The following is a 26,598-nucleotide window of genomic DNA, read 5'->3' as shown; positions in this document are numbered from 1 at the left end:
AGTTATCAACAAGTTAGTTATTTGTAGTGAGATTGATTGCAGGTTTATGAAACAAATTTTTCAGCATGTCGTTAATATTATATTGTTAACCTAAAACAGAAATATTATGAGAGCCGAACTAATTCAAGAACTTCAGTTGTTACAAAATAGTAGAGCCAACAAATTTGATGATTTTACCGACAGATTCAGGTCTTCTGTAGATCAGGTTACGGAGCAGGTACATTCTTCTGTTTTGAACAGGGGAAAAATGTTATTGCTTTTAGAGAAAGGCTTAAATTTTTCTTTAATCAGAAGATTTAAAACAAAGTTTTTCAAGTTCTAAGCTGCTATAACTTCTTGCAGGTTTATTAAATGTTTATCTTTGGCATAATGATAGAAAATGCCTTAAAAAGATTAAACATTACTGCGCTTAATGAAATGCAGGAAGCTGCTGTTAAGCAAGGAAAACTTGGTCACGATATATTATTGATTGCGCCAACTGGCTCAGGCAAAACACTGGCATTTTTACTTCCGTTATTGCTTAGTCTAAAGGCGGATGTCAAGGGGGTACAAGCATTAATTTTAGTGCCCTCAAGAGAGCTTGCTTTGCAAATTGAGCAGGTTTTTAAGCAGATGGGTACGCCTTTTAAAGTAAACTGCTGTTACGGAGGCCATGCCGTAAGGGTAGAAAAAAATAACCTTGCGCATCCGCCAGCAGTATTAATTGGAACACCTGGGCGTATTGCTTATCACCTCGAAAATCATAATTTTGATGAATCTTTCATTGAGACACTGGTTTTAGATGAATTTGATAAATCGCTTGAGTTCGGTTTCGAAAAAGACATGTCGTACATTATCGGATCACTTTATTCATTAAAGCAAAGAATACTCACCTCGGCGACTAAAATGGAAGAGATTCCAGCCTTTGTTAAGTTGAATAAACCTGTGGCTATCGATTTTTCAAAAAACATACAGATTAAGCCTGATTTAAAACTGAAGAAGATTACATCACCTGCAGCAGATAAACTGGATGCGCTATTTAAACTTTTAAGTAAAATAGGATCGAAAAATACACTTGTATTCTGTAATCACCGGGAAACGGTCGACCGGATCAGTGATTTACTTTTTGAAAACGGGTTGGCACATAATGTTTTTCATGGTGGGATGGAACAATTTGATCGTGAGAAAGCGTTACTTAAATTTAGAAACGGGAGTCATAAAATTTTAATCACTACAGATTTGGCAGCCAGAGGCCTGGATATTCCGGAGGTAGAATTTATTGTGCATTACCAATTGCCCTATACCGAAGATTCTTACATTCATAGAAATGGCAGAACGGCGAGGATGAATGCGAAGGGAACTGCTTATGTTGTGCTTACGCCAGAAGAAAATTATAAATACCTGCCAGAAGATATTCAGGAAGAAGATTTATCCAAAAATTATAAATTACCTGAGGCGAGTGACTGGGTAACGCTATATATTCCGAACGGAAAGAAAGATAAAATTAACAAAGTAGATATTGTGGGGGTGTTCCTTAAAAAGGGTGAACTGGAAAAAGATGATTTGGGATTAATTGAGGTGAAAGATTCTGCCAGTTACATCGCCGTTAAACGGGATAAGGTTGAAAAACTCTTGAAAGTGTTGAGTAATGAAAAAATTAAAGGCAAAAAACTTAAACTGGAGATAGCGAGTTGAGGTAGTTCATTGGTTCATTTGTCATTAGTTCATTGGGTAATTCGCAACATTATAACCTTCCAACTTTACAATCTCTAATAACTTTTTAAACATTCACTCACTCAACCCTTCTACAATTCAATAATTATAAAATATGAGCAACAACGATATACTTAAAAAATTAAGAGTAGCATTATCACTTAAAACGGATGACATCATCACCATCTGTGATTTGGTTGGTTTTAAGGTTACCAAAGCAGAATTAGGTGATATTTTCAGAAACGAAGATCATGAAAACTTTAAGCCATGCGGCGATCAGATTCTTCGGAACTTTTTAAATGGCTTAGTTATTTATAAGAGAGGACCGAGAGAAGAGAAAAAATAGTGTTATTCAACCTAAAACGTTTTCAATGAAAAACTATTTATTCTTAGCGCTACTCGCACTATGCTCCTGTAATAATTTTGCACAACAAGCTGATTCTAAGCAGAAAGAAGACTTTTCTGATGATTGGGCTGCTTTATCTAAATATAAAAAAGAAAATGCTGCCTTGCCTGCCCCCGTGAAAGGGGAAAACAGGGTTGTCTTTTTAGGAAGTTCCATATTTGAGTTTTGGAAAGAAAAGGATCCGAAGTATTTTAGTAATCAATCTTATATCGATCGGGGAGTAAGCGGACAAATTTCGCCGCAATTGTTGCTGAGGTTCAGGCAAGATGTGATTAATTTGAAACCTGCAGCAGTAATTATCTTGGCGGGTAGCAACGATATTGCCGGTAACAAAGGGCATGTGACAAACGAAGGCATTATGGATCACATTAAATCGATGTCTGAGTTGGCCAGGCTTCATAACATCAAAGTAATTCTTTGTAAATACCTGCCTATTTACGAATACCCATGGAACAAAAGTATTAAGCCAGCCGAAAAAATTGTCGATTTAAACAATATGATTGAAGCTTATGCGAAAAAAAATAATTTCACCATTCTTGATTATTGGACGCCTTTGGTTGATCAGCGTAAAGGACAAAAAGCAGCGCTTACAGTAGATGGTGTACATCCTAATTTAGCAGGATACAAAATTATGGAAGAAGTAACTGAAAAAGCAATCGATCAGGCCTTAGGCGGAAAGAAATAAATCATTTTAACCCACAAGAAAGTTTGTGGGTTATTTTTTGTATTAAACTTTCAATAATATTTGAAAATACAGAAAGTTATATTTATCTTTATATCGTAATAGGAACAGCAGTTATTTTGATGACGGAAGTTCAGTCTCACGGTTGAATTTAGCATTGTTCCATTAAAAAACAATTGGGTATTGTTAAATCGAATCAAGATGAATTACAATTTAATAGGATACAGCGTTTTTATCACAGTGATTGTTTTTATCATCGTTATTGTTGGGAGAATTTGCTATCAAAATGGTAATATCTTCGTCGCTGCGCTTATTCCCGATCATTTAGATCTATGTCAGCAGATTAATAAAACACTTCTTGTTTGTTATTACCTCGTTAACATTGGCTATTGTACCATGACGCTCGTAAGTTGGGATACGGTTACTTCGCCATTGCAATTGATAGAGATACTGGCTATAAAATTCGCGGTGATTATCTGTATTTTATCTGTGCTGCATTATTTAAATATTTTTTTGCTTACCAACACCATTCATAAATTAATTAAATAACAATCTAAAAATTTAGTCATGGAAACTACCAAAATTTTAATCGGTTATGCTATTTATTTACCAGTAGCGCTATTCTTAACACTATACGTTTCAAAAACATTATTTAAAAACAGTAAAATTTATATGCTCGATATTTTTAAGGGAAGGGAAGAGATTGCTGCTGCTACCAATAAACTTTTTGAAACAGGCTTTTATTTATTGAATATTGGATTTGCCTTGCTTATTATGAAGATCACGATCTATACTAATAGCTATCAGCATTTGGTAGAAGCGCTAGGTTCTAAAATTGGTGGCTTTTCTATCTACCTGGGGATCATGTTATTTCTTAATCTTTATCTCTTTTTTAGAGGTAAAAGAAAATCGAATCAACCTTTAAAACCTGAGTCATTCCCTCCAACTTTCGTAGGACAATAAATAAAAAAAGCTTTGACAGCTTTCTGGCAAAATGCCAAAGAAAGTTGTCAAAGCTTAACATTAATATGAAATAGGGCTTATACTTATCGCTAACTCACTGGTTGGTGGCTCACCAAACCAACCGATAAATGAAAGTATTAATCTAATTTTTTATATCTGATTCGTTTTGGCGTTACATCACCTAAACGTTTCTTACGGTTTTCTTCGTAATCAGAATAATTTCCTTCAAAGAAATATACTTCAGAGTTTCCTTCAAATGCCAGGATGTGCGTACAAATTCTGTCTAAGAACCACCTATCGTGACTAATCACTACTGCACAACCGCCAAAGTTTTCTAATGCTTCTTCTAAAGCACGTAATGTGTTAACGTCGATATCATTGGTTGGCTCATCGAGTAACAGTACGTTTGCCCCTTTTTTCAAAGTAATAGCTAAGTGAACCCGGTTACGTTCTCCACCAGATAGAATACCTACTTTTTTCTGTTGATCGCCACCATTAAAGTTAAATTTAGAAACATAGGCACGCCCATTCACGGCTTTGGTGCCCAGTTGAATATTGTCTAGCCCATCGGTGATATTTTCATAAACGGTTTTATCTGCATCCAAATCATTGTGCATCTGATCTACATAACCCAATTCTACGGTATCCCCAACACGGAAAGTACCATTGTCTGGTTCTTCCTGACCAGTAATTAACCTGAAAAGCGTGGTTTTACCTGCTCCATTTGGGCCAATGATTCCTACAATTCCAGCTGGGGGAAGTGAGAAGTTCAGGTTATCAAATAAAATTTTATCGCCGTAAGCTTTTGTTACATTTGTCGCTTCAATCACCACATTACCCAAACGTGGCCCGGCAGGAATGAAAAGTTCCAGTTTATCTTCTCTTTCTCTTCCATCTTCTGATGCTAATTTATCGTAGTTTGCTAAACGTGCTTTTGATTTTGCGTGGCGGGCTTTTGGGGCCATTCGCACCCATTCCAACTCACGTTCCAGCGTTTTCTGGCGTTTGCTTTCTGTTTTTTCTTCCTGAGATAAACGTTTAGCTTTTTGCTCTAACCAGCTGCTGTAATTTCCTTTCCATGGAATTCCTTCACCGCGGTCTAATTCCAGAATCCATCCGGCTACGTTATCCAAGAAATACCTATCGTGGGTAACGGCAATTACAGTTCCTTCGTAATTTTTCAAGAATTGCTCTAACCAATCGATACTTTCGGCATCCAGGTGATTGGTAGGCTCATCCAATAACAATACATCTGGCTTTTGTAATAATAAGCGGCACATGGCTACCCGACGACGTTCTCCTCCTGAAAGTACGCCGATTTTAGTTTCTGGATCAGGGCAACGCAAGGCATCCATGGCTCTTTCCAATTTAGAATCGAGTTCCCAGGCACCTATAGCATCAATTTTATCTTGTAATTCACCTTGTCTGGCCATTAATTTATCCATGGCATCAGGATCAGAATAATTTTCTTCCAGTCCGAAGGCTTCATTTACCTCTTCGTATTCTTTTAATGTTGCAATTACATCAGCAACGCCTTCTTCTACTACCTCACGGACGGTTTTTTCCGGATCAAGAATTGGCTCTTGTGCTAAGTAACCCACCGAATAACCTGGAGAGAAAACCACTTCACCTTGATAGGCTTTATCTAAACCAGCAATAATTTTTAATAGCGATGATTTACCTGAGCCGTTTAAACCAATTACGCCAATTTTAGCGCCGTAAAAGAAAGAAAGGTAAATATTTTTTAAAACCTGTTTTTGTGGGGGGTAAACTTTGTTTACACCCGCCATTGAAAAGATTATTTTTTCGTCAGACATAATTAAAAGATTTGAAGCGCAAAGATACTTTTTTAAGGCGGAAGGTAAAAGGCTGTGGGTGATTGGTGAAAATTTAGAGAATCAATCTTTTATGGGGCTTTGTATTTATAATAGTTATTTAAAGTAATCAGTTTTTGCATTTTAGTGACAGAATTATGAGAGTTATTCCGACAATAAAAAGGCCCATTCTAAATCAAATGAACCTTTTTTGTTTCTACAGCAGAAAATTTGTTCACACTATAATAATTGCGCTTTTTGCTACAAAGTTTAAAGAGTGAATTTTCTAATCAGCCGTTATTAGTATCCAGCAAGAATTTCTCTAGCGGTTAATTGTCGTCTGTACGACAATATCTCATTCATGCTCTTAGGATCATTCCGCCTATCTTCTACATTAACACTTCTGTCGTTTGTCCATTTTAAACCGCCCTTAATGCATTTCATTTCTGCATTTGATAGTACTTTTTCTTTTAAATTTTTCATGATTAATGTTTTTAAGTGAATTACCAATTTCAATAAAAAACTTAAAATCCTTACATTGCAATTTACAAGTGCCTGTTTTGGAATGTTTTTCGTGTATAATTCTCCAATATTTGTAAAGTTGAAGCACAAATAAATATTGTTAACCTCTATGTCATCTTTAAAATCTTCGCATGGTTTATTATTCGCTATTTCAGCGGTTAATAAATCCAAATACAAACCAAGACTTTCCTGAACGTGGGCAGTAAAGAGCCAATGAAAAAATTATAAAAACATCAAATCACCCCTAACAAAATAAGCTTTCCTTCAGCACGTCCTAAGTGCTGAATATTCCGCAAGGTTTATCATCTGAAATGAAAAATGGCCACAGTTTTTATACTGTGGCCATTTTTTTGGTTTAAAATTGCGATCGATTAAAAACCTAGACCTAAAGCAAAACCTCTGGCTGCATTTGAAATAGTCGCTCCAGCTGTTGCAACACCAGTTGATAAGTTTACACTATAAACTCTTTGGGTTCCGCCAACGGTAAATAAGCCATAAGCCAACCCGCTTGTTCCACCAATATCAAAACCGTTGTTTGATTCTACATTAATACCCAAAGCTCCAACGTCTACTAAAGTTCCAATATTTGGTGGATCTTGTCTGTATAATCTATCGCCTGCTGCATCAATATCAAATAATACAGTGGCAGTTGCACCTTGAAAATTATTGGTGTAAGCCGCACCAGAGATGGCAGCAGTTGCTAAACTGATGTTGCCATCAACGGTTACACTTCCATCATTTGGATTGAAACGTAAATTCTGACCTAAATTACTTACGATACGAATTCTATCTACAGTAGGATTAAAATCGAAACCAAACTGAGTACCATTTAACAAGGTGCTCAGTGGTGCAGTACCAACAGCTACAGATGCACCAGAAGACATATTGATGGTATAAATTCGGCTTGAACTACCTAAAGCATAAAGTTGACCATTTAATGGACGAAGATCGATGCCTAAAATACTTTCACCACCCTGAATGCCGGTGATTGTTTTTACACTGATGGTCGGCGTGGTTGATAACGGGTTGAAAATTAATAACTCATTGTTGTTAGATACAGCATATGCTACAGTTTCAGTTGGGATGGCCAAACCAGTAATGTTAACTGGTAAATTTCCTACTTTAGCTGCTTTACCACTATTGATGTCTATGGTGTATAAGCTAGAAATGCCACCAACTTTTAAGGCTGCAAGTGCTGCTGTTCCATCAGGATTAATATCAAATCCACCCATTTCGTCTACGTCGAAACCTAAGTTTCCAACTTCTACTAATTTTCCATCATTAGGCGGATCTTGTTTATACAGTTTATCTGTCGCAGCATCAATGTCGAAAAGCACTGTGGCAGTAGCACCAGCTCTATTCTGAGTATAGGCTACATCAGAAACTCTAGCATTAATTACCCCGTTAATTACACCATCTGTTGCTGCAACAGATCCTGTTTCTGGATTCAGGCGTAAATTTTGTCCTGTATTGGTGACTACACGAATGCGATCTACTGTTGGGTTAAAATCGAAACCTGCTGATGTACCGCTTAAAGCAGGTATAAAAGGAGTCGAAGAAATTGATCTCGCTACACCAGTTCTTTGATCAATTACATATAATCTACTCGTACTTCCCAAACCATATAGTTGACCTGTGGCCGGACGGAAATCAATGCCTAGAATGGTTTCGCCAGTTTGTAAGCCGCTTATATTTACTGTAGAGGTAATAGTAGATGGGTTTTTAGCATTTATCAGATGTAATTTGCTATCGGATGTTAGCGCATAAAAATTAACGTCTGGTCCTGGAGTGAGCATTTCCTGGGCAATGTTTCGGTCTTTTTTGCAGGCAGAAAATAAAATTGGGGTCATAATAGCGCATATGGCTACTACGATTAAATGTTTAATTTTAATCATGTTTTTAATGTTTAATGTTATGAATAAGGATTTTTTTGAAATAGTATTAGGTAAATCTATTTCGGAGGTTGTTCAGGTATTTGTAAATGGCAGTGTATCAGATTAAACATGCCGTGGAATTGGCTGTTTATGGAGTGATGAAGATCATTGAAATCGACTTCGTTCATTCGGATGAGCAGTAAATCTGCCAGTTTATCTTTGTCTTCTAATTGATTTTGCTTTTCAGAAGATTCAGATTTTTCTGATGAATCACCAGCTGAACTTTTAAAAATTTCTTTAGTGGCTTTAGGCAAAGGCATGGCATATATAAAAATCCTGCCTGTAAAAACAGTTAGCAGAATTAATACAATGAAAAACCTTTGGTAAAGTGCTGACATATTAAAAGCTATATTTCTTTCGATTCAAAAGCATCTACGTAAAAAAAAATAAGTTAGATTTTTAAGGATTGTTTAATTGTGATGGATTGAGTTAAAATGAAAGTTATGTTTATAAGATTTCAGTGTTAGTCACCTTACCTTTCAGATATCCTCTTAAAAAAAGAGATGAGTAGCGATCATTGTATACATCTAATACTTGCAAGGCCAAACCACTGTTTCCCAGAATCTGATTGTAGCGTCTCGCTACGACTCAAAGCATATAGCGATCGCATTAAGATTCTTCGTCGTGCCTCCCCGCAAAGACGATGTGTCGAGAAGTAGCGATCGCTATAACCACCCTACAAAGCCAAACCACTGTTTCTTCGTTCTGCTCTTAGACTGGTATGGTCAATTTTTCGGGATGGCACTGTCCCAGCCAAACCACTGACTTGAACAGAAAAACGGCGCAGCCCTCATGAATATCATTAAAAATATAAAACTATATGAATAATTGCGAGCCGGCACTTTTGTTCCTTTTGGTGTCAAAAGAAAATGAGGCCGTCCGGCAGGACTAGATAAATTTCTTTATTTAACGACTACTCCTTGTTTAAAATTGATTTTTTTTTGTCTTAGCCAGACGGGCGTCTTTCTTTTTCTTGGCAAAAAGAAACAAAACCCAAGGCTTGCATCCTTTCTTGAATAGCAGCATCAAAATTCTTATAGCGGCAATATGAGGCTTAGCCATTACTTAGACTCGCCCTCGCTGCATATTTCCTTGGTTATTCGGATTACAAAAGTTTGTGCAAGAATTTCACTGTGCTCTTCGGCGAAATCATGCTAGGCCGGATAACGTGCTTGGATGAAAATAATGGTATATGAAAGTTTGTTCAGCGTAATGTATATAGCTATCGCTATAAATATCCAACAAAGCCAAACCACTGTTTCTTCATTCTGCTCTTAGACCGGCATGGTCAATTTTTTGGGATGGCACTGTCCCAGCCTACCTACTGACTTCCACAGAAAAACGGCGCAGCCCTCATGAATACTTTTAAAAACATATGAACTAGATGAATAATTGCGAGCCGGCACTTTTGTGTTTTCACATGTGTTTATTAGTTATTTTGTCTTCAAGCTAGCTCTGCTGGTCTTTGGTGTCAAAAGAAAATGAGCCCGTCCGGTCAGGACAAAATAAATCTTTTTTATTAAGGATTATTCCTTGTCCAACAATGACATTCACATTAATCACTTCATCAACAAAATTCCTGAAACAAAAAGCTTTAAGGCAAGGTTATTTCAGTATTGCGATCTAAAATGGAACTACTTTTTTAAATCAACTATAAATTTCTTTGTTTAGTTATAAAAGGATGTCACAATCCCTTTGTTTTTCTGTCAAAACTTGTAAATTGCATAGATTATAAGATACAATTTGTCAGTTTTATTCAATAGAAAAATCCTTACACTAAACCGACAAAAATTAAATGTAGTTGAAGTGCCAAATTCAAAAGCACTTTTAAAACCTTTAAAATAGATATTACGTAGATATATATCAGGATAAGCATATTTACAGCCACTATATTCTTACATAAATTTTTAGGGTAGCGATGGTTCAAAAGGCTGTTTATCTACCCACATGGCGCAATTGTTGATAAAATAAAGAAAACGGTACTATCTCTTTTTATAATTAATTTTATAGTTTAGGGACGTAGCTGTTAAGAAAGGTATTATGGAAGCAAAATTTTCACCACAGGTTAAAGATGTAATCTCTTTTAGTAGGGAGGAAGCTCTCCGTTTAGGGCATGATTACATTGGAACCGAGCATTTATTATTGGGCCTCATCCGCGAAGGCGATGGTATGGCTATCAAAATTTTAAGATCGTTAGGAGTTGATACCGGTAAATTGCGCCGCTCAATTGAAGATGCTGTTCGCGGTACTTCGAGCGTTACAGTTAATTTAGGTAATATTCCGCTAACGAAACAAGCAGAAAAAGTTTTAAAGATTACTTACTTAGAAGCTAAAATATTTAAAAGTGATTTAATTGGTACCGAGCATTTATTGTTATCCGTTTTGAGAGATGATGATAATATCGCCTCACAAATTTTATTGCAATACGGCGTTACTTACGATGTTTTTAAACAGGAGGTAGAAGTGAATAAAAATGGTTTCAGAGATGATATTTCCAACAGTGCATCAACTGGTGGCGATGATGATTATCGTGAAGAGGAAAGCTTTAGCACCCCTAAAAAGGTTTCTGACATTAAATCAAAAACACCGGTTTTAGATAATTTCGGTCGCGATTTAACAAAGGCTGCAGAAGAAGGTCGTCTAGATCCAATTGTTGGACGTGAGAAAGAAATTGAGCGTGTTTCGCAGATTTTATCTCGTAGGAAGAAAAACAATCCGATTTTAATCGGAGAGCCAGGTGTTGGTAAATCTGCCATTGCAGAGGGTTTAGCCTTACGTATTGTTCAGCGTAAAGTTTCACGTGTGCTTTTTGGTAAACGTGTGGTTACATTAGATTTAGCATCTTTAGTTGCAGGTACGAAATATCGCGGTCAGTTCGAAGAGCGTATGAAGGCGGTAATGAACGAACTAGAAAAATCTACAGATGTGATTTTATTCATTGATGAGATTCATACCATCGTAGGAGCTGGTGGTGCATCAGGATCGTTAGATGCATCGAATATGTTTAAACCTGCTTTGGCCAGAGGAGAAATTCAATGTATTGGTGCGACCACTTTAGATGAATACCGCCAGTATATAGAGAAAGATGGTGCTTTAGACCGTCGTTTCCAGAAGGTAATGGTTGAACCGGCTACACCAGATGAAACTGTAGAAATTTTAACTAGGATTAAGGATAAGTATGAAGAACACCATGGTGTAACTTATACAGATGAAGCAATTTTGGCTTGTGTTAGCTTAACTTCCCGCTATATTTCAGATCGTTTCTTGCCAGATAAGGCGATTGATGCTTTAGATGAAGCTGGATCCCGAGTTCACTTAACGAATATTCATGTTCCTCAAAACATTATTGATATTGAAGCTAAAATTGAAGATATCAAGTTAGAGAAAAACAAGGTTGTTCGTAGTCAGAAGTATGAGGAAGCAGCAAAACTACGCGACACGGAGAAAAATTTAATTGAAGAATTAGATAAAGCAAAAGCAGAGTGGGAAGCAGAAACCAAGACTAAACGTTACGAAGTATCAGAAGATAATGTAGCTGAGGTTGTGGCCATGATGACTGGTATTCCAGTTCAACGTGTTGGGCAGACGGATAGCCAGAAGCTTTTGAACATGTTTGATAAAGTGGCTGAAAAAATCATTGGCCAGGACGATGCAATCAAAAAATTAACAAAAGCGATCCAACGCACAAGAGCAGGATTAAAAGATCCTAAAAAACCAATTGGTTCATTTATATTCTTAGGCCCGACTGGTGTTGGTAAAACAGAATTAGCAAAAGAATTGGCTCGTTTCATGTTTGATAGTGATGATTCACTAATTCAAATCGACATGAGTGAATACATGGAGAAATTTGCAGTTTCACGTTTAGTGGGTGCGCCTCCGGGATATGTTGGTTACGAAGAGGGTGGACAGTTAACCGAGAAAGTTAGAAGAAAACCTTATGCTGTGATCTTGTTGGATGAGATTGAGAAAGCGCATCCGGATGTATTCAATATTCTATTGCAGGTTTTAGACGAAGGACAATTAACAGATAGTTTAGGCCGTAAGGTTGATTTTAGAAATACAATCATCATCATGACTTCAAACATCGGTGCCCGTCAGTTAAAAGATTTCGGTCAAGGGGTTGGTTTCTCTACTACAGCGAAAACAAATCAGGCAGAATCTCACAGCCGTGGTGTAATTGAAGGTGCTTTAAAACGTGCGTTTGCTCCAGAGTTTTTAAATCGTGTTGATGATGTAGTGGTATTCAATAGCTTAGGTAAAGAGGAGATTTTCAGAATTATCGATATTGAATTGAAAGCTTTATTCGGTCGTGTTCATAGCTTAGGTTATGAAATTGCATTAACTGAAAATGCTAAAGAATATATTGCTGAGAAAGGTTTCGACAGTAACTTTGGTGCTCGTCCGTTGAAGAGAGCGATCCAAAAATACTTAGAAGATCCGATTGCAGAAGAAATTCTGAAAGGTGAATTATCTGATGGTGATGTATTGGAAATCGATTATGAAAAAGAAACCGAATTGATTTCAATAAATCATAGAAAAGGCGAAAAGAAGAAAGAAGAGCCTAAAAAAGAAGAAGATTCTTCAAGTAAATAATTTAAAAACTCCCGATGGAAATCGGGAGTTTTTTTTATCCATTTAAATCGTTTTGCGATAAATTATAGATAGTGATAGCTGCGGTAACAAGTGAGAAGTTATCAATTGTTGATTTTTATCAATATGAAATTGTTGAAATCCTCATAAATGTGTATTCTTGAACATACAATAATAGAGGTTATGTAATTTTTTAAGGTTAGATTTGCGCTATGAGAACCAAATTCGCTCTTCTACTCATATCATCGTTAAGTATTTCAACATATGTTAACGCACAAAATAACTTAGTTACTATTGCTGATGCCAATGTCAACATCAAAAAATTAGTTGATGCCCGCATCAATTTTAATAAGACGCTCATTAAGTCACGCGAAATTCAAACGCTGAATCTTCCTAAATCCAAATATATTTTTAATCAGGCAGGATCACATACCGTAGACATTGAAGGTTTGAGTTTCAAAATCGAAAATAAAAAAATCGTAGCAATAGCGGATATTCCTTTATCTAAAGTGGCTCTAAATATTATTAATGAACGCTTGATGGTACTCGATAAAATGCAGTTTGCCTATAGTGAAAGTTCAAATTTCGAATATTTATCTGGTGAAAAAGATAGGCGAGTAGCATTTAATAACGACCGACATTTTTTCTCTGTTTTAAAAAGTTTAAAATCTACAATCGCTGAAATTAATGACCTGGTCAAAAGCAATATAGATCAAGTATCCATAGAAAATGAGTTGGCAAAATGGAAACAGCCTCATATCGACTGGCAATTTTTCAGCCAGATCGTGGTAAAAGAAACACAATTTCAACTGGGTAAATAATTACTTAATCAGGTTAGGTGTTCGTTTCCATTCGAAGACGATACATTGGTTGCTTCTATTTAGCATATTCGCTCAATTTTACATATGAAATTACATTAATGTCTTGAGGGCAATGTAATATCGTTCGTAGTTTAAAGGATCCGTATTGAGAAATAAAAACGGTTCTATTAACTCAAGCTCCATTAATAAGAATTTACCTTTAACAAATGTTCCATCAACCCTTGCATAAAGGCAATTTTTGGCAAATCGGTCAACATATTCTGATGCAGTTGTAATAGAAGACTGATCAGGATGTTGTGGATGAACTGATCCACCATGTGCAGGCTGCACCCTAAAATCGCCATCTTTAGCTTTTTTAATCAGGCAGTGGCTGTAAACACCATTGAAGAAAATAAACGACCATTCCCCGTTCTCCACAATCTCAGGTAAAAATGGTTGAATAATAAAATTTTCATCCTGAACAAGTAGGCTTAATTTTTCATTTACTTCCTCAATATTCTCCGCTGTAACCTTAAACGTGTTTTTCGCCCCTCCACTTATGCAGGGTTTAGCAATGAGTTTATCCGTATGATAAATGTTGAAAAAGTCGTTGAGATTTACCTTTTCATTTTTTTTGATAAAAGAACATGGTGTAATGTCTAATCCAGCGGCTTCGATTTCTTTCAGGTATTGCTTATCTGTGTTCCACCGAACTATATCAATCGGATTCAGCAACCTTACTTTTTTCTCTTCCAAATGATTTAACCATTGATGAAAGTCATTGATTAAATCGAAATAATCCCATGGAGATTTAAGTATAGCGAGTTGATAATCTTCCCAATTCACCTCTGGGTCGTTCCAGATCACCATCTTAATCTGTAAACCTTTTTCCTGTAAAAATATCAGCAGCCGCTGATCTTCACTTTCAACGGTTTCACTGTCATAAGCACCTTGATCATGATAGGTAACTAAAGCAATATTCATTTCTAAAACTAAGTTTTATTCAATTAAGCAGCAAATAAATCTAAAATAAAGACATCTGATCGCTAGGTACTTTGAATAAAGAATGATTTAAAATAATTTCATTTGTATTTAAGCCATTTAACCTGGAATGCAGTTTAAAACTATCTCTAATCATCTTTGCAATATTTCCATCGCCACGCATCCGGTCTCCAAACCTGCTGTCATTTACATTTCCGCTGTGGCAGCTTTGTATCATGTGCCAGACTTTATCAAAACGATCGGGAAAATTTTTACGTAGCCAGTCTTCAAATATTTGTGCAATTGCGCCGTTTAGCCTCACCACGGTATAGCCAGCTTTCACTGCGCCAGCATCTGCCACGCATTTGAGTATTTTGGGGATTTCATGATCACTCAATCCAGGGATCAATGGTGCAACCATTACACCAACTGGAATTCCGGCTTTACTCAATTGTTCTACTATTTTTAATCGTTGTTTTGCAGTGGTTGTTCTCGGTTCCATCACCTGTCGTAAATCTTCATTCAGGCTGTTGATTGATACATAGACCATACAAAGATCTAGTTTCGCCATTTCCTGCAGGATATCCTGGTCTCTTAAAATCAAAGAATTTTTGGTAATCATGCCTATGGGTTGTTTATACTCCATGGCAATTTCTAACAACTGTCTGGTTAGTTTAAACTTGCGTTCTGCGGGTTGATAGCAATCTGTATTGCCAGATAAGGATATAGTTGAAGCATCCCATCCTTTCTTTTCCAGAAATTTTTTAAATAGGGAAGGCGCATCTTGCTTTACAATTATTTTTTGCTCAAACGCTAATCCTGCATTATAGCCCCAGTATTGATGCGAATTTCTGGCATAACAATATGTACAGCCATGCTCGCAGCCCTGATATGGATTTAAGGAATAAGCCATGCCAACATCCGGACTATCAACTTTGTTTACAATGGTTTTTGAGTTTTCGAAGATGAATGATGTTTTATGATCGGTCTCCTCCCAATCGTCAATTCCTTCATCATGCTCCTTTACATAAACATCTTTTAAAAATTTGTTATGTGGATTTACCTGAGCACCTCTTCCCTTAAAATATTGTTTTTCTTCTTCACCAGACATAAATTAAAATTACTAATATTTTTAGTAATTAAAGCTTGGGAGTGAAGACTACTTTTCAACAATATTTAGAAGCATAATGTGTTTAATACATTTTTCACTAATCCAATTCCATTATTCATCATCAATTTTCACATTATCCGTCTTCCCATCATCCATCTTACATCAATTTTATTTCCTCGGCAGCGGTACATAATCCATAGGCACCATATCTGCCACCTTTTCATATGCCCAATAACCTTCAAAAAGTAATGAACGTGAATCATAAATGCCACCGTTTTCATAAAATCGTACACCTTCTCCCATTAAATTGGCCACTGAAATTTCATTCTCTGGCACATCCAATGGTCTGAAAATCCAGAAACCCGTATTTGAGTAGGCCAGTGATTCTTTCTCTTTTGTGTATTGGATCAGCAATGCGTCGGTATAGCTGATGTATTTTAAGTTCTGGTTAAAATCATGAACCAGTGTATCAGTCAATACTTCTGCCCTGGAAAACTTATCAATTGTACGGGGCATTTCCATCTGTTTGGTCCAAAATGAAAGCAAGGCTGTATCAATTTTTCCAGCAGTTTTCCTCACCCCAGTTTTTCCCGGCAGTGTTTTTAACTTCTCCAAATTGGCATTAATCAGGTATTCCGGATAGCGGTTAGGATTTGGTATTTTAACCATTTTATTGATGATAAACCCTTCCTCTTTTGTTTTATTGGCATACAACGACCTGAAGAAATGTTGCGAAGAACCATAGTAAGCAATCTCCCTGGCGGCGATATATTTTTTCTTTTTAGCTGCAGATGCTTTGAGTTCTTCGAAGAAAGGGTGACCCGAATAATAAATGATGTGCGTGCGGGAATTGAACTCGAAATGATCCAGCATGTACTTTAAGCGATAACCTAAAGCTTTATTTTCCACCACTAAAAATTCCGTTGTCGAAACTGTCAGTGTACTTTTTGTGATATCGAAATCAACATTTAACACCTGCGGATTGAGGATTTTGCATTGTAATGCATTTGGCGTTTTACCAATAAAAAATTCTTTAAACTGGTTAATGTATTTCTGCCTGTTTGGATCTGCCCGAACCGTTACCTCATCAAGCTGAGCTACATTTTCTTTCAAAACTAAATCAACCTGTACCGATTGATCAGCGATAATCACACTTTTAGAGTAGGGGAGGTAACCTACAATCTGAACCAATAAATCATAACTTCCGGGTTTCAAATTTGAAAGTTTAAACTTTCCATCATTATCTGCTACCGTAGCAATTTTGTAGCCACTCAAATAAATACTTGCGCCAGGTAAACCGTCCTTCTTATCTCGCACAATTCCGCTAATCGAAAACGTATTCTGAGCAATAACATTGGTAAAAGCAAAGAAGAATATTAAGGAAGCCAGCAGACTTTTGATCATAGCAACGAATGTAAACAAAAGCAATAATATTGTAAATGCCAGTTAACTATTTTAACATTTTTAGTCGTTAAAATTATGGTAAAGTCGGGATGTAATCCATCGGTACATTATCGGCAATCTTTTCCCAGGCCCAATATCCAGCAAATAACATACTCCTGGTATTGTAAATACCTCCATTTTCATAAAAATAAACAGGGCTAACCTGCAAAGTAACCGTAGAAACCTGATTATCTCCCATATCTAATGGCCTCGGTATAGATAAACCAATACTATTACTAAACAATGGATTTTCCTTTTCTTTAGTGTAAGAGATGAACAGTTTATCTGTAAAATCTATTTTTTTGATGCTGGAGTTTACTGTTTTTACCAATGTATCCTGTAAAATATTCGCTCTGCTCAAGACTGCTATTTCTGCAGGTTGATTTTTTTTCCTCACCCAATAGGTTAGTGAATCGTTATTGTCGATGTAAATTGTTCTTCCCGTATTTAACTTTGTTTTAGAAAGGCGATTGATATTTGCTTTGATGAGGCTGTCGGATGGTCTGTTGATATTCGGCTGCATCACCAGTTTATTAATCACAAAGCCTTCTTCGGTTGCTTTTTGTTGATAAAGTGACTTGAAAAAGTGTTGTGGAGAACCAAGATAAGCCATTAAACGCCTCTTTTCCCAATTCTTTTTTTGCCGTGAAGAGCCTTTTAGATCTTCGAAGTACGGAAAACCCTCATAATAAATAATGCGTGATTTACTGTCAAACTGAAAAACATTTAATAAATATTTTATACGGTAACCTAAAGCTTTGTTTTCGATAATTAGGAACTGATTGGTTTTAACGGTTAATACCGATTCATCTTTGTCGTAATCAACAAGTAGCACATTCGGATTTATCAGCTTGCATTGTTTTGCATTAGGCGTTGTACCGATAAAGAAATCCTTGAACATGTTAATATAATGTTCACGGTCTGGATCGGGCTTGATGGTTACTTCAGCTAATTGGGTAATACTTTCCTTTAAAATAAAATCAATGCTGAGCGATTTATCGGCAATCACAATATTTTTATTTAGTGCTGTGAAACCAATTAATTGAACCAGAAGATCATAATTGCCTGGCTTTAATCTTAAACTGAACTTACCATCGTTATCTGAAACTGTTGCAATCTGATAACCACTTACATAAATCCCAGCTCCTGGAAGTGCTTCACCTCGACCATCTTTAACTGTCCCTGATAGGGTAAACTGTTGACTAGAACAAGTCAGTGATGCGAATAACAGGAAAAGAAAAGCAAAAATTAATTTCATATTTAAAACTAATGTTTTAGTTTTAAAATAACAAATCCAGCCTGCTTTATCCTAAAAGTTCTTTTGCGTTATCTATAGCAGAAATGCCCGGGTTTTTACCGCTTAACATCTCTGCAATTATGCCTATTCTTTCTTCTTGCTTAAGTTTTCGAATCCCCGTTGTTGTTTTACCTTTTTCGTCGTTCTTATAAACAAAATAGTGAGATTTTCCTTTTGCCGCGATTTGAGGTAAATGCGTGATCGAAATTACCTGCATGTTTTCGCCTAAATCAGAAATCACTTCGCCAACTTTTAAAGCTGTTTCTCCGGAAATTCCTGTATCAATTTCATCAAAAATAATGGTTGGGAGTGAAGTATGTTTTGCTAAAAGTGCTTTTATGGCCAGCATCAGGCGGGAAAGTTCACCTCCGGAAGCAACTTTAGTTACTGGTGCAGGTGCCTGACCAGCATTTGCTGTGAATAATAAATTGATTTCATCCAAACCATCCTTATTTAAATCTCCTAAAGTTTTTTGCGCTAAAACCAATTTCGCATTTGGCATACCCACTCTTTTTAAAGTAGCACTTGTTTGTTCCTCTACAACTTTGATCGCGTTTTTCCTATTACTACTTAACTGCTCCGCCTGCTTTTGTAAATCTTTTTTCAGTTGGTCGATTTGCTTTTGAAGTTTTTCTATATTTTCATCAGATGACAAAAGCTGATTAAGATTGCGCTCCAATTGAGATTGAATTTCCAATAATTCACCATTATTAGCCACCCGGTGTTTTTGTTGTAGTGAATAAAATAGATCTAATCGCTGGTTAATGATATCTATACGATCTGCGCTATGCAAAGTATTTTCTTCCATAGCAGAAAGTTCATCAGAAATGTCTTTAATTTCAATGATCGAAGACCTTAAGCGTTCATATAAAGTATTAATCAAAGGATCAAACTTTTCAACTCCCTGTAACTGTAAAGCCGTTTCTTTAAGAATTTGCAATGCTGAGGGTTCACCTTCATTTAATAATCCGGCAGCAGTGAGTAAGGCCCTTTTAATTGTTTCAGCATGGGTTAGGCGTTCCAATTCCTGCTCCAGTTCTTCTTGTTCGTTATCTTTGATATTTGCTTGTTCTAACTCATTAAATAGGTATTGCTCATAATCCTGTTTACTTTTTGCTTCATTTGCATCATCAATAAATTTTTTCAGGCTATTGCTTTCTTGCTTTAGTTTTTTAAACCCGCTGCGGTAATCGAACAATAAATTATGATGGCTGGATAGAGAATCTACAATCAATAACTGAAAATCAGCATCGTTAATTTCCTGAGTGGCATGTTGCGAATGAATATCTATCAACCTTTCACCTATTTGCTTTAAAATGGAAAGATTTACAGGAGTATCATTAATAAATGAACGTGTTTTGCCATCAATAGATATTTCTCTGCGCAGAATTGTTTCGTTAGAGAAATCGAGATCGTAGGATTCAAAAGTTTCACGAAGATTTTCATCAGCTAAAATAAAGTTCCCTTCTATAACACATTTTTTATCCTGACTGAAAAAATATTTGCTTTCTGCCCGCTGGCCAAGGATAAGCGAAAGTGCGCCAAGAATAATGGATTTCCCCGCACCAGTTTCCCCCGTGATAATGTTTAAGCCTTTGTCAAATTCAATGTCAAGACTATCGATTAATGCGTAATTACGAATAGAAAGTTTTTGTAGCATAACTACAGCGAAAATACTAAAAAGTTATTTCAAGCAGGCGATTCAAAACAAAAACAGCGAAGAATATTCTTCGCTGTTTTAACTATGGTTTGTTTGGTTGATTAATTTTCCCTTTTCTCCCTTTTTTCTATTTTCTCTTTAAGCTCTTTTACTTCCTTATCGAACTTTTCTTTTAGCTTTTTGTATTCTTCGGAGTTTTTTACCTTATTATTAGAACTATTATAGGTATAGTTAAAAGATCTATTTGTCTTTACAGAAGAATTTCTTTCGTTAAGCAACGTATCCCCATCAACCACTATAAATACCTTATCTTCACCCAATTTTCTCCATTTGGCTTGTGCCTCTGGCGATGAATATTCTTTCGCGACATCTTCTCCAAATTTTTTCCATTTGGCTTGTGCTTCAGGCGATGAATATTCTTTAGCAATGTCTTCGCCAAACTTTTTCCATTTGGCTTCAGCCTCAGGAGAAGAATATTCTTTGGCTACGTCTTCGCCAAATTTCTTCCATTTTGCCTGCGCTTGCGGACTGCTATATTCTTTGGCCACGTCTTCGCCAAATTTCTTCCACTTTGCCTGTGCTTGTGGACTGCTATATTCTTTGGCTAAGTCATCCCCAAATTTCTTCCACTTGGCCTTTGCTTCTGGCGAATTGAATTCTTTTTGCATTTTAACACGTAGTGTAGAATCACCAAAGATAAATGAACTATCATGACTGAAATTGAAAAGATGTCTAATCCCCGCGAAATCTTCTGAGTAAATGCTTTTTTTAAGGCTATCAGGCATCTCACTTATAGAGTTGTACTCGGTTTTCTTGCCATTTGCATCGATAGTAACAATCTTCGTTTTACGTTTTTTAGTAGTATCCTGAGGAGTTGTTAAGTTTTCAAAAGCAGTATTAATGCTCGCCATTTGATTGGTTAATGCTTTTTTAATTTCTTTTTTCTTTTCGCTTGGGTTAATCCATGCGATGGATAACATGCAGGCCACCCCTAATGTTAAGGCTGCCATTTGCTGTTTGGCGTTTAAATAATTTGTTTTCATATTAGTGATTCGTTTGATTCGTTGATACAAATTCTGCGTTTTACCAGTGGCTGCCAGGGCATAAGCCGGACTTTTATTTTCTTTTATCAGTTCGAGTTTAAGTAGGGCATGGGCATATTTTAAAGGTTTGCCTGTGGTTTTTAACACCAGGTCATCGCAGGCATGTTCACGTTCGATGTGAATGAATCTTCCCGCCATCCAAACAAAAGGATTATAGAATAGAAGCGTTTCAATGGCCGTCTTGATGAGGTTAAGTAAAAAATCATGTCTTCTGATATGAGATAGTTCATGAATTAAAATGGCCTCCACCTGGTCACTATCCAACTCATTAACCAATGTAAATGGAAACAATACAACAGGTTTTAAATAACCAATTACCAATGGAACATTTACCAGCGAGGACAGATCAAATCTGACCACTTTTTTAATTCCCAATTTAGCGATGATGTTTTCGAAGATCAATTTCCACTCTTCAGGGATGGTACTTAAATTTTCGTTTTTGAGTTTTGAAAGTTGATGATATCCTTTTGCAATGATAAATAATTGAAGAAAAATACCCAGGATATAGGCAACTACAATTAAGGGGAAGTACTGCTCCACTTTGCTGCTAAAAGTTTCAGGCAAATTTTTAAAGTATTGACTGAACTGTATCTGTTGTGCCGTAACAGGCAATTGATGAACGGGTTTAGTTAACACCAGTTGTTCTCCGAGATTATAGCAAAAAACAAAAAACATGAGTATAATAGCAGAGAAGGCAAGGTTATGCCTATGTTTTGCAGCAAGTTTGGGCAAAATTAGCATGATGATAAATAAAATGCCGTAAATGATGGCGCTTTGCCAAAGTGAATTTAAAATGCTCCAGCCAAATGCTTTGATAAATTGTTGTACTAAAGTTTCCATTTTTATGTTTTATTTAAACAAATATTATATTCAGAATACCATCAACTCTCTGCTCCCCTAAAATATGATCAACTATCAAGGATAGACGTCTAACGAAAAACGATCAACGAAAAACGTCTGATTACTTTAAGCTATCCAAATACTTTTTAATTTCATCAATTTCATCAGCGCTTGCTTTATGATTTCCTAGTGCCTGCATCACCAAACGTGCGGCTGAGCCATTAAAAACGTTGTCAATCATTTTATTAACCAGGTGTTTTTCCGTTTTATCCTGATTCACAATTGCTTTATAGATGTGCGTCTTCTGATTGGTATCTCTTTCCACCATTCCTTTCTCGTGCAAAATCTGCATCAGTTTTAAAGTAGTGGTATAACCTGAATCTTTTTTGTTCAATGCCTCATGAACTTCTCTTACCGTTGCGTTCCCCTTTTGCCAAAGCACCTGGAGGATTTCCATTTCACCTTCTGTTGGTTTGATGTTATGATTAGTCATATGTTACGAGTTGTACGAATTATTTCGTAATCAAATGTACGAAGATATTCGTAATATCAAAATATTTTTGAAATTATTTTATTGAAGCAAAGGAAAGGGGATAGGTATTGCTGCCTTTGACAGGTTTATAGATAGTAAATTACTCCAGCATGCGTTTTGTACAGGGTAATAGTGGATTACTTTTTCAACCCTTCATACTTACCAATATTGGCAGGATCTATTTCAGCCAGCATGTTATAAGCTTTTAATCGCTCTTGTGTATTCAGTTTCGATAGCACATTCGTTACTTCTTCTGCCTTCGATGCAAAATATACGTTAGGGAAAATTGAACCTAATTTTTGCTTATCCATTTGCTGTAAGGCAGGCAGTGCATCAACAATTTGTTTTAAACCTTTATCATTGTCGGTGAGTAGATCCAAACCATTCAGGTGATAGCTATAGATAAAAGCCCTCAATTCACTAAAAACCGGATTTAATACATTTTCATTAAACCAAAAGCGGTTTCTTAAACCATCAGCAGCTTTCCAACCCGCATTACCTGACGCTTGTGCGAGGTTAATAATGTTTTGAGCTTTTTTGTAATAAGTGGTTCCACCCATTTTGGCGAAGCTATCTTTATCCATGCCGATAATGGTATAAGCATAATAGGATAGGAGTGCACTGATATTGGAGATATAGTTTTGATCTGAGAAATCGATAGTTGCGCCATCATTGTAACTGAAATCAAAGTTTTTGTCGCTCATGTTCAGTAACGTGCTGTTATAAGAACTATTAAACACCGGCCGACTGCTTTGTATTTGTGCTTCAGCGGTATAGCCAGATCCACCATCCCATGAATTTATCGTGATAATGAAACTGCAATCAATCCGTTCAGTAGGCTTATAGTTTTCGGTACTAAACTTATTATTGCTTAAAAAATCGCGGATAGTTCTCTGGAGTGCATCTAAAGTTGGCTTGCTGATGTTAGAAACCTGCGGTGCCAATAAGGTAACCCTGGCGTTTAATTCCTGGGCTTGTAATTTACCAAAGCCTACTAATAATAATATCCAGACAATCCTTTTCATTATTTTGAAATTTTTAAAATAGCAGTACAAATATCTTTGGCAACTTCTGCCTTTGGTTTTGTTTCGAAAACCGTTCGTTCCAATGCTTTGTTAAAAATAGTAATTTTATTGGTATCTGATTTAAAACCCGCTCCTTTATCATTAAGAGAATTGAGCACCACTAAATCCAGGTTTTTCTTTTCTAGTTTTCCTTTAGCATAGTTTTCCTCATCATTGGTTTCCAAAGCGAAGCCTACTAAAATTTGATTGATTTTCTTTATTTGCCCAAGTGAAGCCAGAATGTCAACAGTTTTTTCTAATTCCAGTACCAGGTTATTTTCTTGTTTTTTGATTTTCTGATTGGCTACAACTTTCGGGCGATAGTCTGCAACGGCGGCACACATAATGGTAATATCCGTTTCATGAAATATAGTAGAACATGCATCCAGCATTTCCTGTGCACTTACTACATCAATTCGCCGTAAAGATTGATTTTCTCTTTGTGCAGTAGGACCTGAAATTAGTGTCACGTCGGCACCAAGTTTTACCAATTCATCTGCCAACGCGAAGCCCATTTTACCTGAGGAGTGATTTCCAATAAAACGAACGGGATCAATTGCCTCATAAGTTGGACCTGCAGTGACCATTACTTTCTTCCCAAATAGTGGCATCGATTGTTTAATCGAATGATTCAGGAAATATATGATTTCTTCTGGCTCAGCCATTCTGCCTGCACCATATAAGCCACTAGCTAGTTCACCATCGCCAGGTTCAATAATGGTATTACCGAAACTTTCGATTTTTTTAATGTTTCCTTGTGTAGTTTCATGCTTCCACATGTCTAGATCCATCGCAGGCGCAACATAAACAGGACATTTTGCAGAGAGATATACGGCTGTAAGCAAATTATCGCAAATTCCGGTAGCCAGTTTGGCAAGTGTATTTGCGCTTATTGGGGCGATGATAATCAAATCTGCCCAAAGGCCTAATTCAACATGATTGCTCCAAACACCAGTTTCCTCATCGAAGTACTGTGTGTAAACGGGGTTTTTAGAAAGCGTAGCAAGGGTAAGTGGCGTAATGAAATTTGCGCCATCGGGAGTAAGAATAACCTTAACGTTTGCACCAGCTTTTACTAATAACCGGACTAAAAACGCCGATTTATAGGCAGCAATGCTACCGCAAACGCCAAGGATTATGTTTTTATTTTTAAGCATTGAGCAAGGAGTTTAAAACATAGGGCAAGGGGCGTATGTATAAAACGCTTTGCTTAAAACTCCATGCACCATGCTAAATATTATTTTTGTTCTTTAGCAGGATTTCTGTGATAAATTTTATCATTCAAAAATTCGTCAATAGCAACCAAAACAGGCTTAGGCATACGTTCGTAGTGCTTGCTGATTTCGATTTGCTCACGATTTTCAAAAATCTCTTCTAAGTTATCGTTACTTGATGCAAATTCTGCCAATTTACCATGTAACTCTTCTTTAACGTTGTTCGAAATTTGATTTGCTCTCTTAGCAATAACAACTAAAGATTCGTATAAATTATCTGTAGTTTTATCTAAATCGTGTACGTTTCTGGTAACTGTAGTATTTGGTACAGCAGGTTTGTTAGTATTCATGTGTTACTTAATTTTTAATATCTGTATTGTCTGCATTAGTTGGTTTGGTAGAAACCGTATCTTTAACTTTCTTCGTTTTGATCAGCATCTGTTTGTACTTTTCCTGATCAGCAGCATATAGTGCAAGTTCTTGTTTTGTAGCAACTATTCCTGCTTCAACATCTGATTTTACTTGTTTTGCATCTTTTGCAAATTTGCTTTCAGGATGATTTTCTGTAAATTCATTATACAAAGAAAGTGCCTCATTATAACGATCCTCTTGGCGGATTACATAACTGTTTTTAGCATATAGATATTGAGCTCTGATCATCAGAAAGTCCATTTCTTCTGCATATTTAATATCCGGGTAATCTCGTTGTGCATTTTTTAGGGCGATAACGGCAGCTCTGTAGTTATCTACATTACTAGGTCCGGTTGTTAAATACATTTTTGCGTTTTCAAAAGCCTTATCTTCAAGTTTTCCCCTTAAATCGGTAATGTATTTTCCTGCAGCGGCAGCCCTATCACTTGATGGATATAAGTTGATAAATAATTGTAGCGCATCGATTGCTTTATAAGTATTTTCCTGATCAAGAGAGAAGCTAGGTGACTCCAGATAGTAGCAATAAGCGCCCATATATCTAGCCTCTTCAGCATTCTTACTTGCTGGATAAGTATCGGCGAAACTTTTAAATTGATATCTGGCCGTGGTAAAGTCACTTAATCTATATAATGTATAAGCGTAATAATAGTTCAAATCTTCTGCTTCGGCGCGGCCACGGTATTTCTGAGAAAGATCTTCAAAAAGCACCAATGCCTTACTGTAATCCCTTTTGTTATATAAGCGAAGCGCTTCCTGGTATTTTTTAGCCACGTCGTTACTGGCCTTCAATTTCTCGAAACGACTTTTACAACCCGCAAAGCCCAATGCGGCAATAAATACTAAAATAATTAAGTGTTTAACTTTAAACATTCTGCAAAGATAATTAATAATACGATAACATCAATAAAAACAATTCGACGCTAAGCTATGCAAAGGAAATCAGTACATATATATAGTTAACAATTTTTAACATAAAATCAATTTTAGTCTTTACTCTAATGCCGATGATTGATGCGTCGCTAAGTTACTAGACTTAAATTGTTCTGCGAATACCCACACCTGGATCGTTGTGTAATTTAACTCCCTCTACTACTATATATAAGGTATAAACTATTGCCTTCTTTTTGTAATACCTAAACGGGAGGTACCCCTTAGGCTATGAAATGGATCCACTTTTTTAATAGCCTATTTAAATGATCTCATCTTGTCCTAGCCGGACGGACTCTCTTCTTTTGGCAACCAAAAGACCAGCGAAGCTAGCTTGAACACAAAATAACTAATAAACACAAGTGAAAACCCAAAGTTGCTAGCTCGCAATTGTTCATATAGTTTTTATATTTTTAATTGCATTCATGATGGTTGCACCATTTTTCTGTTAAAGTCAGCTGTTAAGCTAGGTCAGTGCCATCCCGAAAAATTGACCATGCCGGTCTAGGCGCAGAACGAAGAAACAGTGGTTTGGCCTTGTTGGGTGTTTATAGCGATCGCTATAATATAGCTGCAAAATACTTCTATATA

At 36.4% G+C, this 26,598-nt stretch carries 23 protein-coding genes; 8 read left to right on the top strand and 15 right to left on the bottom strand.

Annotated features, from left to right (window positions below; all coding sequences use genetic code 11):
• The first annotated feature begins 106 nt into the window (after nucleotides 1-106).
• From ACN1CD_RS14850 to ACN1CD_RS14825, 6 genes are all read left to right on the top strand, one after another.
• On the top strand, nucleotides 107-322 hold the full coding sequence (locus ACN1CD_RS14850; RefSeq protein WP_419131168.1) for a hypothetical protein: 216 nt from the start codon (nucleotides 107-109) through the stop codon (nucleotides 320-322).
• A gap of 47 nt (nucleotides 323-369) precedes the next feature.
• Nucleotides 370-1,674 carry a DEAD/DEAH box helicase gene (locus ACN1CD_RS14845; protein ID WP_419131167.1) on the top strand — a complete coding sequence of 435 codons (1,305 nt, stop codon included), beginning with the start codon at nucleotides 370-372 and terminating at the stop codon, nucleotides 1,672-1,674.
• 133 nt (nucleotides 1,675-1,807) lie between these two features.
• Nucleotides 1,808-2,038 carry a DUF1456 family protein gene (locus tag ACN1CD_RS14840; protein ID WP_121948305.1) on the top strand — a complete coding sequence of 77 codons (231 nt, stop codon included), beginning with the start codon at nucleotides 1,808-1,810 and terminating at the stop codon, nucleotides 2,036-2,038.
• Between the two features lie 25 nt (nucleotides 2,039-2,063).
• The gene (locus tag ACN1CD_RS14835) at nucleotides 2,064-2,783 is read left to right on the top strand and encodes an SGNH/GDSL hydrolase family protein (RefSeq protein ID WP_419131166.1); all 720 of its coding nucleotides are present in this window, start codon (nucleotides 2,064-2,066) and stop codon (nucleotides 2,781-2,783) included.
• A gap of 198 nt (nucleotides 2,784-2,981) precedes the next feature.
• On the top strand, nucleotides 2,982-3,329 hold the full coding sequence (locus tag ACN1CD_RS14830) for a hypothetical protein (protein WP_419131165.1): 348 nt from the start codon (nucleotides 2,982-2,984) through the stop codon (nucleotides 3,327-3,329).
• Between the two features lie 18 nt (nucleotides 3,330-3,347).
• Nucleotides 3,348-3,743, top strand: coding sequence for a hypothetical protein (locus ACN1CD_RS14825; RefSeq protein ID WP_419131164.1), 396 nt, complete (start codon nucleotides 3,348-3,350; stop codon nucleotides 3,741-3,743).
• A gap of 137 nt (nucleotides 3,744-3,880) precedes the next feature.
• Here ACN1CD_RS14825 and ettA read toward each other — a convergent pair whose 3' ends face one another.
• From ettA to ACN1CD_RS14805, 4 genes are all read right to left on the bottom strand, one after another.
• A complete protein-coding gene (gene ettA / locus ACN1CD_RS14820; RefSeq protein WP_419131163.1) occupies nucleotides 3,881-5,560 on the bottom strand; it encodes an energy-dependent translational throttle protein EttA in 1,680 nt (559 codons plus the stop codon).
• A gap of 297 nt (nucleotides 5,561-5,857) precedes the next feature.
• Nucleotides 5,858-6,250 carry a hypothetical protein gene (locus ACN1CD_RS14815; RefSeq protein ID WP_419131162.1) on the bottom strand — a complete coding sequence of 131 codons (393 nt, stop codon included), beginning with the start codon at nucleotides 6,248-6,250 and terminating at the stop codon, nucleotides 5,858-5,860.
• A gap of 200 nt (nucleotides 6,251-6,450) precedes the next feature.
• Entirely contained in the window at nucleotides 6,451-7,974 is a 1,524-nt protein-coding gene (locus ACN1CD_RS14810) for a DUF4394 domain-containing protein (RefSeq protein WP_419131161.1), read from the bottom strand.
• Nucleotides 7,975-8,030: 56 nt separating this feature from the next.
• Nucleotides 8,031-8,351, bottom strand: coding sequence for a hypothetical protein (locus tag ACN1CD_RS14805; protein ID WP_419131160.1), 321 nt, complete (start codon nucleotides 8,349-8,351; stop codon nucleotides 8,031-8,033).
• Between the two features lie 1,702 nt (nucleotides 8,352-10,053).
• On the opposite strand from ACN1CD_RS14805, the gene ACN1CD_RS14800 reads away from it, so the two are divergent.
• The gene (locus tag ACN1CD_RS14800; protein WP_419131159.1) at nucleotides 10,054-12,606 is read left to right on the top strand and encodes an ATP-dependent Clp protease ATP-binding subunit; all 2,553 of its coding nucleotides are present in this window, start codon (nucleotides 10,054-10,056) and stop codon (nucleotides 12,604-12,606) included.
• Nucleotides 12,607-12,815: 209 nt separating this feature from the next.
• Entirely contained in the window at nucleotides 12,816-13,424 is a 609-nt protein-coding gene (locus ACN1CD_RS14795; protein WP_419131158.1) for a hypothetical protein, read from the top strand.
• Between the two features lie 90 nt (nucleotides 13,425-13,514).
• Here ACN1CD_RS14795 and ACN1CD_RS14790 read toward each other — a convergent pair whose 3' ends face one another.
• The 11 genes from ACN1CD_RS14790 to ACN1CD_RS14740 all read right to left on the bottom strand — a co-directional run bounded on the left by ACN1CD_RS14790 (nucleotide 13,515) and on the right by ACN1CD_RS14740 (nucleotide 25,950).
• Nucleotides 13,515-14,387 carry an ATP-grasp domain-containing protein gene (locus ACN1CD_RS14790; protein WP_419131157.1) on the bottom strand — a complete coding sequence of 291 codons (873 nt, stop codon included), beginning with the start codon at nucleotides 14,385-14,387 and terminating at the stop codon, nucleotides 13,515-13,517.
• Nucleotides 14,388-14,427: 40 nt separating this feature from the next.
• Nucleotides 14,428-15,495 carry a PA0069 family radical SAM protein gene (locus ACN1CD_RS14785; protein ID WP_419131156.1) on the bottom strand — a complete coding sequence of 356 codons (1,068 nt, stop codon included), beginning with the start codon at nucleotides 15,493-15,495 and terminating at the stop codon, nucleotides 14,428-14,430.
• A gap of 168 nt (nucleotides 15,496-15,663) precedes the next feature.
• Entirely contained in the window at nucleotides 15,664-16,899 is a 1,236-nt protein-coding gene (locus ACN1CD_RS14780) for a carboxypeptidase-like regulatory domain-containing protein (RefSeq protein WP_419131155.1), read from the bottom strand.
• Nucleotides 16,900-16,972: 73 nt separating this feature from the next.
• Nucleotides 16,973-18,196, bottom strand: a complete 1,224-nt coding sequence (locus ACN1CD_RS14775) for a carboxypeptidase-like regulatory domain-containing protein (protein WP_419131154.1) — start codon at nucleotides 18,194-18,196, stop codon at nucleotides 16,973-16,975.
• A 46-nt stretch (nucleotides 18,197-18,242) separates the two neighbouring features.
• Nucleotides 18,243-19,895 (bottom strand): DNA repair protein RecN, encoded by a 1,653-nt coding sequence (gene recN / locus ACN1CD_RS14770; RefSeq protein ID WP_419131153.1) that lies wholly within the window; start codon nucleotides 19,893-19,895, stop codon nucleotides 18,243-18,245.
• Nucleotides 19,896-19,996: 101 nt separating this feature from the next.
• Nucleotides 19,997-21,838, bottom strand: a complete 1,842-nt coding sequence (locus ACN1CD_RS14765; RefSeq protein ID WP_419131152.1) for a M56 family metallopeptidase — start codon at nucleotides 21,836-21,838, stop codon at nucleotides 19,997-19,999.
• Between the two features lie 121 nt (nucleotides 21,839-21,959).
• On the bottom strand, nucleotides 21,960-22,331 hold the full coding sequence (locus tag ACN1CD_RS14760) for a BlaI/MecI/CopY family transcriptional regulator (RefSeq protein WP_419131151.1): 372 nt from the start codon (nucleotides 22,329-22,331) through the stop codon (nucleotides 21,960-21,962).
• A 176-nt stretch (nucleotides 22,332-22,507) separates the two neighbouring features.
• Nucleotides 22,508-23,395 (bottom strand): DUF4835 family protein, encoded by an 888-nt coding sequence (locus ACN1CD_RS14755; RefSeq protein WP_419131150.1) that lies wholly within the window; start codon nucleotides 23,393-23,395, stop codon nucleotides 22,508-22,510.
• On the bottom strand, nucleotides 23,395-24,591 hold the full coding sequence (gene coaBC, locus ACN1CD_RS14750) for a bifunctional phosphopantothenoylcysteine decarboxylase/phosphopantothenate--cysteine ligase CoaBC (protein ID WP_419131149.1): 1,197 nt from the start codon (nucleotides 24,589-24,591) through the stop codon (nucleotides 23,395-23,397). The genes ACN1CD_RS14755 and coaBC overlap by 1 nt, the downstream gene beginning before the upstream one ends.
• Before the next feature lie 80 nt (nucleotides 24,592-24,671).
• On the bottom strand, nucleotides 24,672-24,998 hold the full coding sequence (locus tag ACN1CD_RS14745; protein ID WP_029287811.1) for a DNA-directed RNA polymerase subunit omega: 327 nt from the start codon (nucleotides 24,996-24,998) through the stop codon (nucleotides 24,672-24,674).
• A gap of 7 nt (nucleotides 24,999-25,005) precedes the next feature.
• Nucleotides 25,006-25,950, bottom strand: a complete 945-nt coding sequence (locus ACN1CD_RS14740) for an outer membrane protein assembly factor BamD (RefSeq protein WP_419131148.1) — start codon at nucleotides 25,948-25,950, stop codon at nucleotides 25,006-25,008.
• Nucleotides 25,951-26,598: the final 648 nt, after the last annotated feature.

Origin of the sequence: Pedobacter sp. N23S346 (assembly GCF_048515415.1) — a bacterium.
Taxonomy (GTDB): domain Bacteria; phylum Bacteroidota; class Bacteroidia; order Sphingobacteriales; family Sphingobacteriaceae; genus Pedobacter.
Note: the sequence above shows the minus strand (reverse complement) of the source record. Positions and strands in the feature narration are given on the sequence as shown.